12 protein-coding genes are annotated in these 16,261 nt (G+C 62.5%); 3 read left to right on the forward strand and 9 right to left on the reverse strand.

The window, feature by feature from the left end; translation table 11 throughout:
* The 5 genes from V2B23_RS03095 to V2B23_RS03115 form a co-directional block, all read right to left on the reverse strand.
* Positions 1-1,509 carry a DEAD/DEAH box helicase gene (locus V2B23_RS03095; RefSeq protein WP_430948966.1) on the reverse strand — a complete coding sequence of 503 codons (1,509 nt, stop codon included), beginning with the start codon at positions 1,507-1,509 and terminating at the stop codon, positions 1-3.
* 62 nt (positions 1,510-1,571) lie between these two features.
* The gene (gene gndA / locus V2B23_RS03100; RefSeq protein WP_033232053.1) at positions 1,572-3,029 is read right to left on the reverse strand and encodes an NADP-dependent phosphogluconate dehydrogenase; all 1,458 of its coding nucleotides are present in this window, start codon (positions 3,027-3,029) and stop codon (positions 1,572-1,574) included.
* A gap of 217 nt (positions 3,030-3,246) precedes the next feature.
* Positions 3,247-5,100 carry a DEAD/DEAH box helicase gene (locus V2B23_RS03105; RefSeq protein ID WP_430948967.1) on the reverse strand — a complete coding sequence of 618 codons (1,854 nt, stop codon included), beginning with the start codon at positions 5,098-5,100 and terminating at the stop codon, positions 3,247-3,249.
* Between the two features lie 280 nt (positions 5,101-5,380).
* Positions 5,381-6,334 carry a M56 family metallopeptidase gene (locus V2B23_RS03110; protein ID WP_430948968.1) on the reverse strand — a complete coding sequence of 318 codons (954 nt, stop codon included), beginning with the start codon at positions 6,332-6,334 and terminating at the stop codon, positions 5,381-5,383.
* Between the two features lie 44 nt (positions 6,335-6,378).
* Positions 6,379-6,774, reverse strand: coding sequence for a BlaI/MecI/CopY family transcriptional regulator (locus V2B23_RS03115; RefSeq protein WP_033232050.1), 396 nt, complete (start codon positions 6,772-6,774; stop codon positions 6,379-6,381).
* A 165-nt stretch (positions 6,775-6,939) separates the two neighbouring features.
* Between V2B23_RS03115 and V2B23_RS03120 the strand changes: the two genes are divergently transcribed.
* The gene (locus V2B23_RS03120; RefSeq protein WP_430948969.1) at positions 6,940-9,513 is read left to right on the forward strand and encodes a rhomboid family intramembrane serine protease; all 2,574 of its coding nucleotides are present in this window, start codon (positions 6,940-6,942) and stop codon (positions 9,511-9,513) included.
* A 10-nt stretch (positions 9,514-9,523) separates the two neighbouring features.
* On the opposite strand, the gene V2B23_RS03125 is transcribed toward V2B23_RS03120, so the two are convergent.
* The 3 genes from V2B23_RS03125 to V2B23_RS03135 are packed head-to-tail and all read right to left on the reverse strand — an operon-like array spanning position 9,524 to position 12,941.
* Complete coding sequence (locus tag V2B23_RS03125; protein WP_430948970.1) at positions 9,524-10,378, reverse strand: ABC transporter ATP-binding protein; 855 nt, start codon at positions 10,376-10,378, stop codon at positions 9,524-9,526.
* The gene (locus tag V2B23_RS03130; protein WP_430949175.1) at positions 10,375-11,478 is read right to left on the reverse strand and encodes a FecCD family ABC transporter permease; all 1,104 of its coding nucleotides are present in this window, start codon (positions 11,476-11,478) and stop codon (positions 10,375-10,377) included. The genes V2B23_RS03125 and V2B23_RS03130 overlap by 4 nt, the downstream gene beginning before the upstream one ends.
* Before the next feature lie 2 nt (positions 11,479-11,480).
* Positions 11,481-12,941, reverse strand: coding sequence for a FecCD family ABC transporter permease (locus V2B23_RS03135; protein ID WP_430948971.1), 1,461 nt, complete (start codon positions 12,939-12,941; stop codon positions 11,481-11,483).
* A 208-nt stretch (positions 12,942-13,149) separates the two neighbouring features.
* Between V2B23_RS03135 and V2B23_RS03140 the strand changes: the two genes are divergently transcribed.
* Both V2B23_RS03140 and V2B23_RS03145 read left to right on the forward strand, forming a co-directional pair.
* On the forward strand, positions 13,150-13,905 hold the full coding sequence (locus tag V2B23_RS03140) for a hypothetical protein (protein WP_430949176.1): 756 nt from the start codon (positions 13,150-13,152) through the stop codon (positions 13,903-13,905).
* Between the two features lie 259 nt (positions 13,906-14,164).
* Positions 14,165-14,593 carry a PaaI family thioesterase gene (locus tag V2B23_RS03145; protein WP_430948972.1) on the forward strand — a complete coding sequence of 143 codons (429 nt, stop codon included), beginning with the start codon at positions 14,165-14,167 and terminating at the stop codon, positions 14,591-14,593.
* A 75-nt stretch (positions 14,594-14,668) separates the two neighbouring features.
* On the opposite strand, the gene V2B23_RS03150 is transcribed toward V2B23_RS03145, so the two are convergent.
* Complete coding sequence (locus V2B23_RS03150) at positions 14,669-16,060, reverse strand: NAD(P)/FAD-dependent oxidoreductase (protein WP_430948973.1); 1,392 nt, start codon at positions 16,058-16,060, stop codon at positions 14,669-14,671.
* Positions 16,061-16,261 lie beyond the last annotated feature (201 nt).

A 16,261-nucleotide genomic window follows, 5' to 3' on the forward strand; every position in this document is an offset into this window, starting at 1 on the left:
TCAGTGTGCGCGTTTGCCTCCGGCTTTTCCGGCAGACGGGCGACCGGAATTGGGTGTACCTGTTCCGCGGCGCGGCGTGAGCCCCTTGGATGCGAGGCGCTCCGAACGCGTGGGGACGGGAGTGCCGTCGGCGCGGATCTTCTTCACCGACTTGGGATCGGTGACCCGGCGCGACGCAACAGCGCGCTTGTCACCGTCCTTCTTCATCCGACCACCAGCAGCTGTGCGGCCCGCGGTGTCGTGTTCCTGACGCCCACGCTTGGCTGTATGTGTGACCTCGACGGTCGTGTCGGGCGCTGCGACGGGGATCCCCGTCGGCTCCATGGCCCCGGTGATGCGGGTGAGCTCCAGGTCGTCGGGACGGACCCGAACGCTGTGAACCTTCACACCGGCCGCCTTGGTCAGCTTCTCGACCCCTGCGCGTTCTTCATCGGTCACGATGGTGACGACAACACCCGATTCACCTGCTCGGGCGGTACGACCGGCGCGGTGCAGGTAATCCTTGGCCTCGGCAGGCGGATCGACATGGACAACCAGCGTGACGTCGTCGACGTGGATACCGCGGGCCGCGACGTCTGTGGCAACCAGGACCGGCGTCGTGCCGTCCGAGAACGAGGCGAGGGTCTTGGTCCGGTTGTTCTGCGTCTTTCCGCCGTGCAGGGCTCCGGCGGATACGCCGATCAAATGCAGTTGCTGCGCAAGACGATCGACACCGTGCTTGGTCTTGACGAACATGATGGTGCGACCAGCACGCGAAGCGATATGTGCGACAACGGATCTCTTGTCCACCTGGTCCACGAAGAGCAGGTGATGTTCCATGGTCGAGACCGTTGCAACCGGGGGAGCGGTGGCATGCGATGCCGGGTTGCGCAGGTAGCCCGCGACCAAATCGTCGACCTTGCCGTCCAGCGTTGCCGAAAAGAGAAGGCGTTGACCATCTTTCGGCGTCGTGTCGAGAATCTTGGCGACTTCGTCGATAAAGCCCATGTCAGCCATGTGGTCGGCCTCGTCGATCGTGGTGATCACAACGTCGTCGAGGATCACCGACTTCTGTTCGAGCAGATCGAGGAGACGGCCAGGCGTGGCAATCAGCAGATCGACGCCGCGCGCCAGAATGTCGGCCTGACGCTTGATCGGGACACCGCCCACCGCGCTCGCTACCCGCAAGCCGACCTCGGTCGCCGCGTCGTCGAGCGCTTTGTGAATCTGAATGGCCAGTTCGCGGGTGGGAGCGAGCACCAATCCGCGGGGGCGATTGCGTTTACTCGCGCCGCCCTTGAGGCGCACCAGCATGGGAAGCCCGAAAGCCAAGGTCTTGCCGGAACCCGTCGCGCCACGGCCCAGAACGTCGCGGCCTGCCAGCACATCGGGAATGGTGGCAGCCTGGATGGGGAACGGGGCATCAATCCCGTTTCGGCGCAGTGCGTGCACCATCACAGCAGGGATTCCGAGGTCGATGAACGAGCGCCCTTCGGTAGACGTGGGCGAGTCGATCGTCGATTTCGGCATTTGTCCAGGCTACCGGGTATCGGTAGACGCAGGTGACCGCGTCTACCGATACCGGGTGTGAATCAGGCCTCGATTTCGCTACGGTCGCCGCTCCACAACGTGTGGAACTTGCCGGGCTTGTCGATGCGCTCGTAGGTGTGAGCGCCGAAGAAGTCGCGCTGACCCTGAGTCAACGCCGCCGGGAGACGCTCCGCGCGCAGACCGTCGTAGTACGACAGCGACGAAGCAAACGCCGGCACCGGGATGCCGAGCATCGTCGCGGTGGCGACAACACGACGCCAGCTGTCGATTCCCGCTTCGATGGCTTCACGGAAGTACGGAGCCAGAATCAAGCTCGGCAGCGACGGATCAGCGTCGAACGCGTCCTTGATGCGGTTGAGGAACTGCGCCCGGATGATGCAACCACCGCGCCAGATCGTTGCCAGGTCGGCAGGCTTGACGTCCCAGTTGTACTCGGCGCTACCAGCCGCGATCTGGTCGAAGCCCTGCGCGTACGCCACGATCTTCGACGCATACAGCGCTGCCTGGATGTCCGCGGCGAACTGCTCGGCATCGGCCGGCTTGTCACCGAGCGAACCCGAAGCCAAGCCCTGCGCCTGAGCTGCGGCGCGCTGCGTGCGGCTACCGGAGAGTGCGCGAGCGAACACCGCCTCGGCGATGCCGGTAACCGGCACACCGAGATCCAGAGCGGACTTGACCGTCCAGCGGCCCGTGCCCTTCTGCTCCGCCGCGTCGACGATGACGTCGACCAACGGCTTGCCCGTCTCGGCGTCCACCTGACGCAGAACCTCGGCTGTGATCTCGATCAGGTACGACTCGAGAGTGCCCTTGTTCCACTCGGTGAAGACGTCGGCGACCTGGCCGGCGTCGTAACCCAGAGCGTCACGGAAGAGGTTGTACGCCTCGCCGATGAGCTGCATGTCGGCGTACTCGATGCCGTTGTGCACCATCTTGACGAAGTGTCCGCTGCCGTCGGGACCGATATGCGTGCAGCACGGGGTGCCGTCGACGTGAGCGGAGATGGACTCGAGAAGGGGGCCGAGAGCCTCGTAGGACTCCTTCGGACCGCCCGGCATGATCGAGGGACCGTTGAGAGCGCCTTCTTCGCCACCGGAGATACCAGCGCCGACAAAGTGCAGTCCGCGCGCACGGATGGCGGCCTCACGGCGAATCGTGTCCGTGTACAGCGAGTTACCGCCGTCGATGATGATGTCGCCCGGCTCCATTGCATTGGCGAGCTCTTCGATCACAGCGTCGGTCGGCGCTCCGGCCTTGACCATGATCAGCACGCGACGCGGCTTCTGCAGCGCGGCAACAAATTCTTCGACAGTCTCCGTGCGCACGAAGTCGCCCTCGGAACCATGGTCGGCGATCAACGCATCGGTCTTCGCGATGCTGCGGTTGTGCAAGGCAACGGTGTGACCGTGGCGGGCGAAATTGCGGGCAATATTCGAACCCATGACGGCCAGTCCGGTGACGCCGATCTGTGCCCGGGGTGATTCGGTGCTAGTGGTTGACATGCTTACAGCTTTCCCTCTCGGTCCGCGGCTGTGAAATCCTGCGCTGTGCGCAGCCGAAAAACTGTGCGGCCGCGACGCGCGTGAACATCAGACCGTGCATACAAAACACGGATGCAGATCACTTTATTGCAGTGACCTGCATCCGTCTCGATACAGCTTCCGGCGTGGCCGGAGTGTGATCAATATTCAGTTGGTGAGCCGCAGCTCAGCGAGCGTATTACCGCTGATCGCGCTTCGGTCCGTCGAAGCCGTCGTAGCTACGACGATCCGTACGGCTGCGGAATCCGCCGCCGCTGGTCGAGCCTGCGCGGTCGCTGCTGTCGCGGTTGCCCTGGTATCCACCCGAGGAGCGGTTGCCCTGGTAGCCGGTGGAGGGGCGGCTGTCGCGGTCTCCGTAGGACGGGCGGCTGTCGCGGTTGCCCTGGTAGCCGCCGCGGCTTTCACCGTCGCGGTTGCCCTGGTAGCCACCTGACGAGCGGTTGCCCTGGTATCCACCCGAGGAACGATCACCCTGGTAGCCGCCGCTTGAGCGGTTGCCCTGGTATCCGCCACGGTCACTGGTGTCGCGGTTGCCCTGGTATCCACCGGAAGAACGATCACCCTGGTAGCCGCCGCTTGAGCGGTTGCCCTGGTATCCGCCACGGTCACTGCTGTCGCGGTTGCCCTGGTATCCACCCGACGAACGATTTCCCTGGTAGCCGCCGGAAGAGCGGTTGCCCTGGTAGCCACCTTCACGGTTGCCCTGGTAACCACGTGAACCACCGCGGTCGCCGAAAGAACGCTCGCCACGAGAAGAGCTCTCGCGCAACGGTTCTCCGGTGGGCTTCTTGGCTCCGGTGATGCGAGCCAGCTCGGCGGAACCCGGGGTGACGGGAACAGCAGCGGCGTTGACGCCCGCCATTCCGGTCAGGCGCTTGAACTGACGCTTCTGGTTCGGCAGAACGATCGCGACGACGGTTCCCTTCTCGCCGGCGCGAGCCGTACGGCCTGCGCGGTGAAGGTAGTCCTTGTGATCGGCCGGGGGATCGACATGCACAACGAGGTCGATGCCGTCGACGTGGATGCCGCGGGCTGCGACGTCAGTGGCGACAAGGACGGGAGTTCGGCCGTTCTTGAAACGCTCGAGGACGCGGGTGCGCTGGTTCTGTGCTTTGCCGCCGTGCAGGGACTCTGCGGCAATTCCGACTGCGCGGAGGCGATCGGTGATGCCTTCGCAACCGAGCTTGGTGCGGGCGAACATGATGGTGCGTCCGTCGCGGGCGCCGATTTCAGCGAGAACCGCGTCCTTCTGTCCACGATCGACCAGGAGTACGTAGTGCTCCATCGTGTCGACGCTCGCGCGGCCGTCTTCGGTGGAGTGGGTGACGTGGTTGGCCAGGAACTGACGAACCAGCGACTGGACCTCACGGTCGAGGGTTGCGGAGAACAGTAGACGCTGTCCGTCGGCAGGGGTCTCGCCGAGGATCGAGCGAACCTCGGGCAGGAAGCCCATGTCCGCCATCTGATCGGCTTCGTCGAGTGCGGTGATTTCCACCGAGTCGAGGATGCAGGTGCCCTGGCGCAGGTGGTCGCCGAGACGGCCCGGCGTAGCGACGAGGACGTCGACGCCGCGGCGGAGCTGGTCGACCTGCTTGGCAAACGGAGTACCACCGACGGCGGGACGCACCGTGAGTCCGAGGGCGCCGGCGTAGGAGTTCAGGGAGTCGACCACCTGGAAAGCAAGTTCACGGGTCGGGACCAGGACGAGTGCGCGAGGACGCTTGGCGGCCGGACGGTCTTCGTGGCGCGACAGGCGGGTCAGCATCGGCAGACCGAAGGCCAGGGTCTTACCCGATCCGGTCTGTGCGCGGCCCAGAACGTTGGTGCCGGCAAGTGCGTCCGGGATGGACTGAGCCTGGATGGGCGACGGGCTGGTGATGGAGTTGCGGGCCAGAGCGGCAACAAGCTGCTCGGGCAGGCCGATTTCGGCAAAAGTGATGGTGGGCTCAGCTGAAACTGCGTCGGTGGCAGCTTTGTCTTCAGTGACGGTTGTTACTACAACGTCTTCGATGATGTTCTCAGAAGACGACATTTGGACAGCGTTGGTCACGCGGAAACCTCTCCGGACTACGGGCACGTCGCGGAGCGGAAGAAGCCATGCTTGAACACACGACACAGTTCGCAAAGGGACGAGCCAGGGCACATGTCACCTGGCAATCCGAACGCATACTGCGGGGAATTGGGCTGTGTGCCGTTAAATGTTGATGAACCACGATGGTGGCCGGGCTCTACTGTACGCCACCCGATGCCGGGAAGTCAGGTAACCCCGCGTGTGACCTGCACTACTACAGCGTGTTCTGCTGGTCAAGACTTTAGTACGCGTTGAGAAGTAAGCGAAGTTCGGTGAGCCACGGCACGGCGACGGCAACGGTGGGGACTACCAGAATCGTGATCGCGGCAAGATAGGCACATACCGCAACACGGGGATCGGCAGCATCAGACGAGAGTCGCTGGACACGAATCAGCGTCGACGGACCGCCGGCTGCCATGGCGCCGCGCGGTGCGGTCGAACCTGCACACGCGACCAGTGCCCGGGCCAGGGGAGTCGGGCCCGTAACGCGAACCGCGGAATCGTCGGCCAGCAACTCGACCAGCAATTGGACGGATCCGAGGGCGGACTTGCTACGAACGAACCGGGGAAACGCATGGTTGACCGCGGTGAACGCTTCGAGAACGAGATCGTGACGCGCACGCAGGTGTGAACGCTCGTGCGTGAGAATTGCCTTGACCTCGGCATGATCGAGGTTCTGCAACGTTCCTTGGCTCAGGACCACCCGCTGGCGTATTCCGGGCAGGCAGTACGCGATGGGTTCTTCGACATCGAGAACACGCAGGTCCGGGGTGCGCTCCACTGCGGCAGGCATGGCGCAGTCGTCGAGTAGATCCACGAGGATGCGATGGCGTGCGCGTCGACGCCGAGTTCGCACACCCACTTGCAGGATCGAAAAAATCAGTTTCGCGCCGATAAGCAGGGTGAGCGCAAACACCACGACGTACAGGATCCACAGGGGCAAACCAAGAGCGTCGATCTCAGCGGTCGGCGCAGTGGTCGGTCGTCCGTCCGGTCCTGGAACCAGGAGCTGACTGGCAATTGCCAAGCCCGAGCTGAAAGCTGACAACACCGCGGCAAGCGCGATGGCCTGCCACAGGACGAGAGCCGCGCGCGGCGCCCGGTACGGCCACGTAGAGCGGCTCAGGAGTGCTGGTACCGGACCCGCGAGCAACAACGCGAGGATTCCGAAAACCAGTGCAGTGGTGGCGTTCATGACCTAGTCATCATGCACGAAGAAATCAGATAGGCCTAGAAAATCTACGGCCGCACATCTTTTTTCGCGGATTCGCGCACCTCGAGAGCGGCAAGTGCTTCGCGTAGCGCGTCAGCCTCGTCGGCATTGACCTGGCCGACGAAGTGAACCAGGGCTGCCGCCCGACCGTCGGATTCCGGCGCCTGAGCCAGAGCATCGACCATCAGGCTCGCGACCAACTCTTCACGCTTGTTCACCGGGAGGTAGCGATGGGCGCGATCGTCACGTTGCTGAATCACCAGGTGCTTCTTCGCGAGTCGTTGCAGGACGGTCATGACCGTCGTGTACGCCAGTTCGCGATGAGTTGCGAGTGCTTCATGTACCTGTCGCACAGTTTGGGGTTCGGTTGTAGACCACAAATGATCCATGACCGCGCGTTCGAGTTCACCTAGACCTGCCATTCTTCGATTCTACGGACTTCCACGACGAAATACGTACTACTGGTAGTAGTAAGGGCGAATCAATGAGTGTGGTATTGGACATAGTGAGCTGTAGGACAGATAACGTGGATCGAGACCGTGGCCACGGCAGTGCAGAGTCGATCAGTAGAAAGTAGTCGCGCGCAGATGAAGATCGACAGTTCCTCGGAGTCCACGCATCTCTCGACCCGACTGTCGGCGTACGGGGGTAAAGCCCGCGAGCTTGTTCGTTTCGGAATTCGGGATGCACCGATGACGACGTCGCTCGTGGTCATTACGTGGGTTCTGGGTGCGGCGACGGGAAGCCTAGTGCACGGGCCGTCGAGATCGCTGGCTCACCAGATTGCCGCCGGAATGGGTTCGCTGCAACACGGGCGACTATGGACACCGCTGACATCTGCGCTGTGGGAGGGCAATCTTCTGCGGTACATCGGCGCGACCGTACTGTTGTTCGTTGTCGCCGCACCCCTCGAGCGACGCATGGGCACCGTGAAACTCGCGATTGCAGCCGTGACAACCCAGATACTCGGCGTGATACTCGGGCTGGGGTGGGCGTCGCTGGCCAAGGTTGTCGACGCCAGCTGGGGGTTTCGCCTCCACTCGGGAGTCGCCGTGGGCGCCAGCGCGTGGGTCGTGGGTGCTCTCATGGTCGCGACCGCGAACATGGGCACGCTGTGGCGTCGACGCATCCGCGTGGGCGTTCTCGCTCTCACCATCACGCTCGCGTTGTTCAGTGGGCAACTTCAGGACGTCATCCGACTCTTCGCGGGTGTGGTCGGGTTGGTGATCGGTGCGTGGATCGTCGGTAGGTCCGCGCGAGGTGACCGAATCGTCGGGACTCAGCGGGAAGGCCGCGTGCTGGTGGCGATAGTTGTCGCGGCGAGTGCGATCGGGCCGATGATCGCGGCACTCTCCCCGGAGGCAGTGGGACCCTTGGCTGTTCTCCGTGATCTGTTCCGCGGTGTTCCGTGGACAGTGGCCGAGGTCCGCGACCTGTGCGCCGAGTCGTCGACCGATCCGGATTGCCGACGCGGATTGTTGGAACTGCGTTTGTCGGGGATCGGGCCGACGTTGCTCTCACTCATGCCCTCGATCTTCGTGCTCGTGCTCAGCGACGGTTTGCGGCGCGGCCGACGCTTCGCCTGGATCGCCACCGTGTGCGCGCAGGTGATTCTGTTGATTCTCTCGATCGGGAACTTCGTCATCCGGTTCGTCGACGCAGCAGACAGCGAGAGCTTGTTCTACGGCATCGCCGACCCCAACGTGTATCGGACGTTGGTGCCGTTCCTCACCCCACTGTTCGTGTTGATCATGCTGATCCTCACACGGCGATTCTTCGACGTGTCCGCTCCGGCGGGAACCTATCGCAAATTGGCTGTCTCACTGTTAGCGCTGCTGGCCGGCCTGATCGCGGTGTATGTGGGCGGCGGGATGGTTGCGCGCCACGGGTTCGACCGTGAACCGAGCGTCGCGATGCTCCTGGCGGATTTCCCGCAACGGTTGGTGCCGCCCGTCTATCTGCAACTGGTTGACCCGCGGCTACTGCCCGTCGACATCGAAGCGACTCTGTTGTTCGAATGGACAGGAGTCGTGTTCTGGGTGGCCGCATCGATTCTCGTGTTCGTGACGTTCCGCAAACCCGTCGACGCACTTGATCCGCGGGACGCCGCGCGCGCCCGAGGGATGCTGATCGCGGGAACCGGAAGCCCGCTGTCGTGGATGACGACGTGGACGGGAAACACCTTCTGGTTCTCGTCGGACGGCTCGAGTTACGTTGCTTACCGGGTTATTTCCGGGGTTGCACTGACTACCGGCGACCCGGTGGGGCCACCTGATCGGATGCGAGACACCATCAGCGAATTTGCAGAATTCGCCACGGCCAACGGCTGGATTCCGTGCTTCTACTCGGTCACCGACGACGTTCGAGCGATTACGGATTCGATGGGGTGGAGCGGCCTGCAGGTTGCCGAGGAAACGATTCTCGATCTGGGCGAGATCGCGTTCACCGGTAAACGATTCCAGGACATTCGAACGGCGTTGAACCGGGCGAAGAAGTCCGGTATCACGGCCGAATGGATCAACTATCCGCACGCCGCCATCGCAGTCAAGGATCAGATTGTCGCGATTTCCGAGGAATGGGTCGCAGACAAGGGAATGCCGGAAATGGGCTTCACGCTCGGCGGACTCAACGAGATCGACGACGACAACGTGCGGTGCCTGATCGCGATCGACGAGGAACGCACAGTTCACGGTGTCACGTCATGGCTGCCTGTCTACCGTGACGGCCGAATTGTGGGCTGGAGTCTCGACTTCATGCGGCGACGCTCCGAGGGTTTCAGACCGACCATGGAGTTCCTGATCGCGTCGGCGGCCCTGAGCTTGGAATCCGAAGGAGTCGAATTCCTGAGCCTCTCGGGTGCGCCGCTCGCGAAGGTCGCAACGGATGACGGCTCGAATTCGATTGAGCCGGAAGCGATGACATTGTCCGGCGTGATGGACAACGTGCTCGAATTCTTGGGGCGCACCCTCGAACCCGTGTACGGCTTTCGCTCGCTGCTGGCCTTCAAATCGAAGTTCCAGCCGCGCTATGTGCCCATGCACATGGTGTTCGCCGATCCTGCCGCGCTGCCGAGTATCGGCAACGCAGTGGGGCGGGCGTACCTGCCGACCGTGTCCTTCGGTCAGGGAGTGAAGTTGGTGCGGACGATTATCGGTCGATGAGTGAATGCCGTCAGGAAGGCCTTGCGGCCGGCCCGCCGACAGTACCGAAAACGTGTCGAGTTCCGATGGGCACGATCAGCGGGCGATCCGAAACCGGATCGTCGATGACAGCGGCTTCGAGGCCGAACACGTCGAGGAGCAATTCCGCCGAGATGATGTCCTTCGGAACGCCGGAGGCGACGATGGCGCCGTCCCGCATCACGATCAGGTGGTCGCTGTAGCGCACTGCCAGATTGAGATCGTGCAGGATCATGACCACAGTGCGGCCCATCTCCTCGTGCAATTGATCGACGAGGTCGAGAACCTCCATGGAGTGCGCAAGATCCAAGTAGGTCGTGGGTTCGTCGAGTAGAAGGATGTCTGTGCCCTGGGCGAGCGCCATCGAGATCCACGCGCGCTGCCGCTGACCGCCGGACAGTTGATCGACCGGGCGATCGGCAAGGTCGGAAACCCCGGTCAACTCGAGGGCCTGAGCCACTTCGCCTTCGTCGTCTGCCGACCATTGCCGGATCCACGTCTGGTGGGGATGGCGGCCACGCGCAACCAGATCGGCGACGGTCAACCCTTCGGGAGCGACAGGAGTTTGCGGCAGCATGCCAAGGACTCGTGCGACGTCCTTGGTCTTCATCGAGCTGATTGCCTTGCCGTCCAACACAACCGACCCACTCTTGGGCTTGAGCAGTCGTCCCAGAGCACGCAAGAGTGTCGACTTGCCGCAGCCGTTCGGTCCGATGACCGTTGTGATCACGCCGGTCGGGATTTCGAGATCAAGACCGTCGACGATGATGCGATCCCCGTACCCCAGGGTGAGATCCTTTGCGACGAGCCGTGCGGGGGCGTCGACGGACTGGGACAACGTGGTCATGCTGTGACCTTCCGATTGTTACGAACCAAGAGGTAGAGCAGGAACGGTCCGCCGAGCGCTGATGTCACGATGCCGACGGGCAATTCGACGGGTAGAACCGTGCGAGCGATAACGTCACTGCCGACAACGAGCACGGCGCCGGTGAGCGCCGACGCCACGATCGGGGGACCGGCAGATCGCACCAAGCGCATCGCGACCTGCGGAGCAGCCAGGGCGACAAAGCCCACCGGTCCGGCAGCGGCGGTGGCGATCGCAGCCAACGCGACGGACGAGAGCAGAAGCTTGGCCTGCGACGACTGCAGGCGCACGCCCAGAGACGTCGCATTGTCCTCGCCCAGTCGCAGTGCGCCCATGGTGAACGACGCGATCACGGCGTATCCACCGACAACAACCACCGCGACGGCAACCGGCCACATCTGATTCCAGGTCGCGCCGTTCAGCGAACCGTTCAGCCATACCTGCGCGCGGGACGCATCGTTGATGTCGGCTGAGATCAAGAGCCATCCCGTCGTTGCGACCAACATGGCGTTGACGCCGATGCCGATCAGGATCAGGCGGAATCCCTCGACGCCTTTGCGCCATGCCAGCGTGTAGATGACCACAGCGGTCAGTAGCCCGCCCGCCAGTGCTGCCAACGGAATGCCCAGTGTTGCAAGTAGACCTACAAACGACCCGCCGCCACCGAGAACGATCAGCGCGACGGCTGCGGCGCTGGAACCCGCGGTGATGCCCAGGATGTCCGGACTTGCGAGTGAATTGCGCGCGATGGTCTGAGTGATGGCGCCGGCGATGCCAAGTGCCATACCGATGAACAGTGCTGTCAGCGACCGGGGCAAGCGGAGATCGAAGACGATGAGGTTCTGGGTTTTGTTGCCTCCGCCGAACAGAACTGAAATCACGTCAGGGATGGAGATCGGGTAGTCGCCGCGTCCAACGCTCAGGCAGATCAGCGCGAACAAAGCGGCGGTCAGTGTAACGCACACCGACACCGCGAGCGGGCGATACACCAGTGAGAACGAACCGACACGAATCGCTCTGCGGGAGGGAACCGTTCGGGGGAGCACACCAGGTTCACCCCGGAGAACTTTGCCTTGTGTGATGGTCACAGACTTGCCAACTTCCTGCGCCGTACGAGAGCGATGAAGAACGGCGCACCGAAGATCGCCAGAATGATTCCGACCTGTAGCTCACCCGGACGGACGACAACGCGTCCGATGATGTCGGCGGTGATCAACATGATCGCGCCGAGCAGACCCGCGTACGGGACGAGCCAGCGGTAATCAGGACCGGTGATGGCCCGGGCCACGTGTGGCACGACCAGGCCGATGAAGGCGATAGGTCCGCAGGCCGCGGTGGCGGCGCCGGTCAGCAAGGTGATCGCGACAATGCCGAGAGTGCGACTGAACACGATGTTGGTTCCGAGCGCTTTGGCTACGTCGTCTCCGAGACTGAGGACGTTGAGTCCGGGCGTACTCGCGAGAGCAATGACGAGGCCGACGAGTAGGAAAGGAAGCACCTGCCACAACACGTCGAATCCGCGTCCGGACACCGAACCGACCACCCAGAAGCGGTACGCGTCGAGACTTGCCTGGTCGAGGATGATGACCGCATTGGTCATGGCCTGGAGGAAGAATGCGACAGCGGCTCCGGCGAGAGCAAGACTGAGCGGACTCGAACCTCCGTTGCCGATGGATGACAGACCGAAGACGACAACGCTCGCGATGAACGAACCAGCAAACGCAAACCACATGTACTGACTCGGTGCGGTGAATCCGAACAGGTAGATCGACATGACCACCAAAAACGCAGCGCCGGCATTGAGACCGAGTAGGCCGGCGTCGGCAAGGGGATTTCGGGTGTGACCCTGGATGAGTGCGCCGACGATTCCCAGCGCGATGCCGACCACCAAGCCCAGGATTGTTCGCGGCGCGCGCAGTGTTCGCACGATGATGTCGGTCTGTGACCCGTCGGAACTGAAGATTGCATGGAAGATTTCGGAAAAAGTCAGCGGACGCGCTCCGACTGCGATGCTGGCAAGCATGACCAACACCAGGAGGACGGTCAGAACCGCAAGACCGATGAGACGACGCCTGCGGGTGGCTGATACCGAGTTGTCGCGCTCGAGTTCGGCGAACCCCTCGTCGCGAGCGGTGCTTTCGCGGACAACTTCGATTCCGGATCGGTTGATCGGGCGCAGGAGTGCGCGTCTGACACCGACGGGCTGCTTGGTCTGTGCATCCCGGGTGATCAGGCCGACCCAACCTTTTCCGGAGGTTCGGCCGCTCGTGCCGTCGCGGAATCCGAGGTTCCAGATGAGAAGTCCGATAGCGATGGCGATTGCTGTGCCGCCGAAGACTGCGCGATCAGCTTCACCGCCGCCGTTGTCGTCCTGCAAGGACTGGACTATGTACCAGCCGATTACGAGTGGGAGCGCAATGATCGCGACATCGAACAGTGCGGCAAGGACGCGCAATCGGACGGGCGCCGGCCCCCGGGGTACGACACGTCGTCCGTAGTTCTCGCTGGGTCCGCGCGGATGTTCGCTCCCGGGCGTGTCGGTCATGGTCACTAGTGGATCGAACTCCTGGTCTTGGCTCGCAGGGATTTCAGATCTTAGGTTACGGAACCCTATCCCCGGGAACCTCGCGCGGGTTGGTTTCCGAAGCGAATGTGCGTGCCGAGGCTCACAGATCTTTACTCTTGAATTATGGTGAGGCTAACCTATGTTGAGTGTGTAAGACCCCTACGGCCGATTGGAGTGCATGGTGACCATGACCCTGACCACCGAGCATGTGCAGATTCGTGACTTGGATTTCCGGACTGACGCATTCAGCCGCACCTGCACACGATTACGGGGGCTCAACCCCGATTACCCGCGCGTGTATGCGGTTGCTGCCATGGCTGGTGAGGGTAAACGTCGATGGTGGAAACTGAGCACCGGTCTGCAAGGTGAACGAGTCGAACAGCTGTATTTGCGATCTCTCCAGGATCTCGACAATCCGGAGGCCGCGGCAATCCAGGTTGCGACGTCCTTGATTCATGCCGTCGTCGGCAGGGTGACTGCTTCCATTGTCGCGGAGGGCTCGGCGTGGGATCCCGGCCTCGAGAACCTCTGGATACATATGGACAGCGACAGTGGCATCGACTGGGCGGGCGTGGTTGACGAAACGCTGCGCGTAGCTCCGGGCGGTACCGAGTACGGCCGGGACGGTGTTGTCGACATGCCCTGTGAGGAAGCGCTTTTCGTGTGGACGGCGCACCGGTGCCTTGGCGCCCTGCATGCAGTGCTCGCCGCTGTGTCTCGTTGCGCGCCGATAGATCCCTATCGTTTCTGGGGCTTGGTGGGCGAGGCCATCCTGGGAGCTACCGCGTACGTCCCGATTCTTGCCGGTGGCGGCGAAACGGCAGCGCAGCGCCGAGGTCAGGGGCTACTCGACGCATTTGTCGGCGTCGGAGTCCCGGTGCGGTCTCGTCGGAAGATCGCTGCGCGCCCCCGCTGGAATCAGTTTGACGAAACGCTTGCTTAATTAGGTAAACCTTGCCTATGATTGAGGAGCGCGAGGCGGGGAGAACAACCCGCTGAGTTCAAGAAACTGCCGGACCGCGCCGGAGTCCTGAGGGCTGCAGAGACTCCCGGTCCTTCCCACGGCGGGTTCCGCATCGTCACGATGCGGAACCCGCCTGTTCGTCTTTACGGACCTGAATCGACGCTCGAGTTACGGCTGGTGTAGGCAAGTAGTCAGCGGCCGCCGCACCGGCGCCATGGGAAACACAGATGGAGAAGGCATGTCCGACACAGCTGACATCGCAGACTTGAAGAACTTGCTGGGAACCGGTTTCGACGCCACCATCGGTTTGGAATACACCGATGTGACACCGGATCGAGTTCGCGCTCAGTGGACGGTCAAGCCGACGCTGCACCAGCCGGCAGGCATCCAGCACGGCGGCGTGTACTGCTCCGTAGTGGAATCACTGGCCAGCATCGGCGGCACTGTGTGGCTGGGGGAGCGCGGGCACGTTGTCGGCGTCAACAACAACACCGATTTCCTGCGCGCGACACGCGAAGGGACGCTGACCGCAGAGGCCAACCCAATTCATCGCGGTCGCACATCCCAGTTGTGGGAGGTGCGCATCACCGATGAGCAAGACCGACTGGTTGCGAAGGGACAGGTGCGCCTTGCGAACATCACGGACACCTCAGCGATCGGCAACTGACGACGGCGAGGCCTGAGAACAACACAACGGCGGTGGAATCAAATTCCACCGCCGTTTGCGTGTCAAACGGGAGGCTCAGCCGGCAGCTTGTTCAGGTTTGCCTTTTCCGCTCTCGACCGCCGCCTTGGATTTATTGTGTTTCTCCAACTCGCCCATGGCATTTCGAGCGAATACCTGCTGCTCAGTCGACGCCATCTGAGCGCGGCCACGGCCGAAGAACGTCACCGTCCACGACAGGATCGTGGACACGCGTGAGCGGAACCCAACCAGATACAGCAGGTGGATGGCCAACCACGCCACCCAGCCGATGAAACCGCTGATCTCGAGCTTGCCCACCTTTGCCACCGCGCTGAATCGCGAAATGGTGGCCATACTGCCCTTGTCGAAGTACTTGAACGGAACCCGCGTGGCGGGTGCCTGTCCGTCGATCTCGGCTTTGATCTGCTTTGCCGCGTACTTGCCGCCCTGCATCGCAACCTGCGCCAAGCCCGGCAATTTATCCAGCGACATCATGTCGCCGACAACAAACACGTTGGGATGACCCGGCAGTGACAAATCCGGGTTGACCATGACCCGCCCAGCGCGGTCTGTCTCGCCGCCGCTCTGCTCTGCCAGCTGCTTGCCGAGGGGGCTCGCTTGAACACCGGCCGACCACACCTTGCACTGCGACTCGATGCGGCGTAGGGTGCCGTCCTTCTCCTTGATGATCAGCCCGTCGTTGTCGACATCGGTGACCATGGCGTCCAACTGAATCTCGACGCCGAGACCCTCGAGCGTTTCTGCGGCCTTTCGGCTCAGCTTGCCTCCGTAGACCGGAAGCACCGCAGGCGCACCGTCCAGCAATACAACCCGGGCCTCCCGTGGATCGATCTTCCGGAATGCGCCATCGAGGGTGCGACGCGACAACTCCGCGATCTGACCGGCGAGCTCAACACCCGTCGGGCCTGCACCGACAACAACAAACGTCAGGAGGCGTGCGCGCTCGGCGGGATCGTCCGACAGTTCTGCCTGCTCGAACGCGCCCAAGATACGACCGCGAAGCTCGAGCGCGTCATCGATTGTCTTCATGCCCGGCGCGAATTCGGCAAAGTGATCGTTTCCGAAGTACGACTGTCCGGCGCCCGCAGCGACGATCAAACTGTCGAACGGCGTCACGGTAACCCGTTCCAACAGCCGCGACGTGACGGTTTTCTCCTTCAAGTCGATCGTCTCGACTTCACCGAGTAGTACCTGCGCGTTCTTCTGCTTGCGGAGCACCAATCGGGTTGCCGGCGCTATATCGCCGACGGACAGAATTCCTGTAGCCACCTGGTAGAGAAGGGGTTGGAAAAGGTGATGGGTGGTACGCGCAATCATCGTGATTTCGGCATCGGCATTTTTGAGAGCCTGAGTGCCGAACAATCCACCGAAGCCGGAACCGATCACCACGACGCGGTGGCGGTGCGATTCAACCGACTGGATGCTCATTCCGTGCTCCTCGAGTTGTAGACGACGGTTCTACGGTAGTCCCACCTACGCTGAGGTTCTCTGCGAGTCCGCAAGATGTCCGACTCTTCCGGAATCGATCCAGTGAAGAGTTCCCAGAGCCCCACCTGCCGCATGGACAAGTAGGTGCACCGGGATGATCACGCGGGGCGCATGTGCGTCGAACTACTGCCGAATCGACAG

It is taken from the genome of Rhodococcus sp. 24CO (assembly GCF_050586165.1).
In the GTDB taxonomy this organism is placed as follows: Bacteria; Actinomycetota; Actinomycetes; order Mycobacteriales; family Mycobacteriaceae; genus Rhodococcus_F.

Bases quoted from the DNA above. Each gene is read 5' to 3' on its own strand.
- V2B23_RS03095 (WP_430948966.1), bottom strand. From the start codon at position 1,509: ATGCCGAAATCGACGATCGACTCGCCCACGTCTACCGAAGGGCGCTCG.
- gndA (WP_033232053.1), bottom strand. From the start codon at position 3,029: ATGTCAACCACTAGCACCGAATCACCCCGGGCACAGATCGGCGTCACC.
- V2B23_RS03105 (WP_430948967.1), bottom strand. From the start codon at position 5,100: ATGTCGTCTTCTGAGAACATCATCGAAGACGTTGTAGTAACAACCGTC.
- V2B23_RS03110 (WP_430948968.1), bottom strand. From the start codon at position 6,334: ATGAACGCCACCACTGCACTGGTTTTCGGAATCCTCGCGTTGTTGCTC.
- V2B23_RS03115 (WP_033232050.1), bottom strand. From the start codon at position 6,774: ATGGCAGGTCTAGGTGAACTCGAACGCGCGGTCATGGATCATTTGTGG.
- V2B23_RS03120 (WP_430948969.1), top strand. From the start codon at position 6,940: ATGAAGATCGACAGTTCCTCGGAGTCCACGCATCTCTCGACCCGACTG.
- V2B23_RS03125 (WP_430948970.1), bottom strand. From the start codon at position 10,378: ATGACCACGTTGTCCCAGTCCGTCGACGCCCCCGCACGGCTCGTCGCA.
- V2B23_RS03135 (WP_430948971.1), bottom strand. From the start codon at position 12,941: ATGACCGACACGCCCGGGAGCGAACATCCGCGCGGACCCAGCGAGAAC.
- V2B23_RS03140 (WP_430949176.1), top strand. From the start codon at position 13,150: ATGACCCTGACCACCGAGCATGTGCAGATTCGTGACTTGGATTTCCGG.
- V2B23_RS03145 (WP_430948972.1), top strand. From the start codon at position 14,165: ATGTCCGACACAGCTGACATCGCAGACTTGAAGAACTTGCTGGGAACC.
- V2B23_RS03150 (WP_430948973.1), bottom strand. From the start codon at position 16,060: ATGAGCATCCAGTCGGTTGAATCGCACCGCCACCGCGTCGTGGTGATC.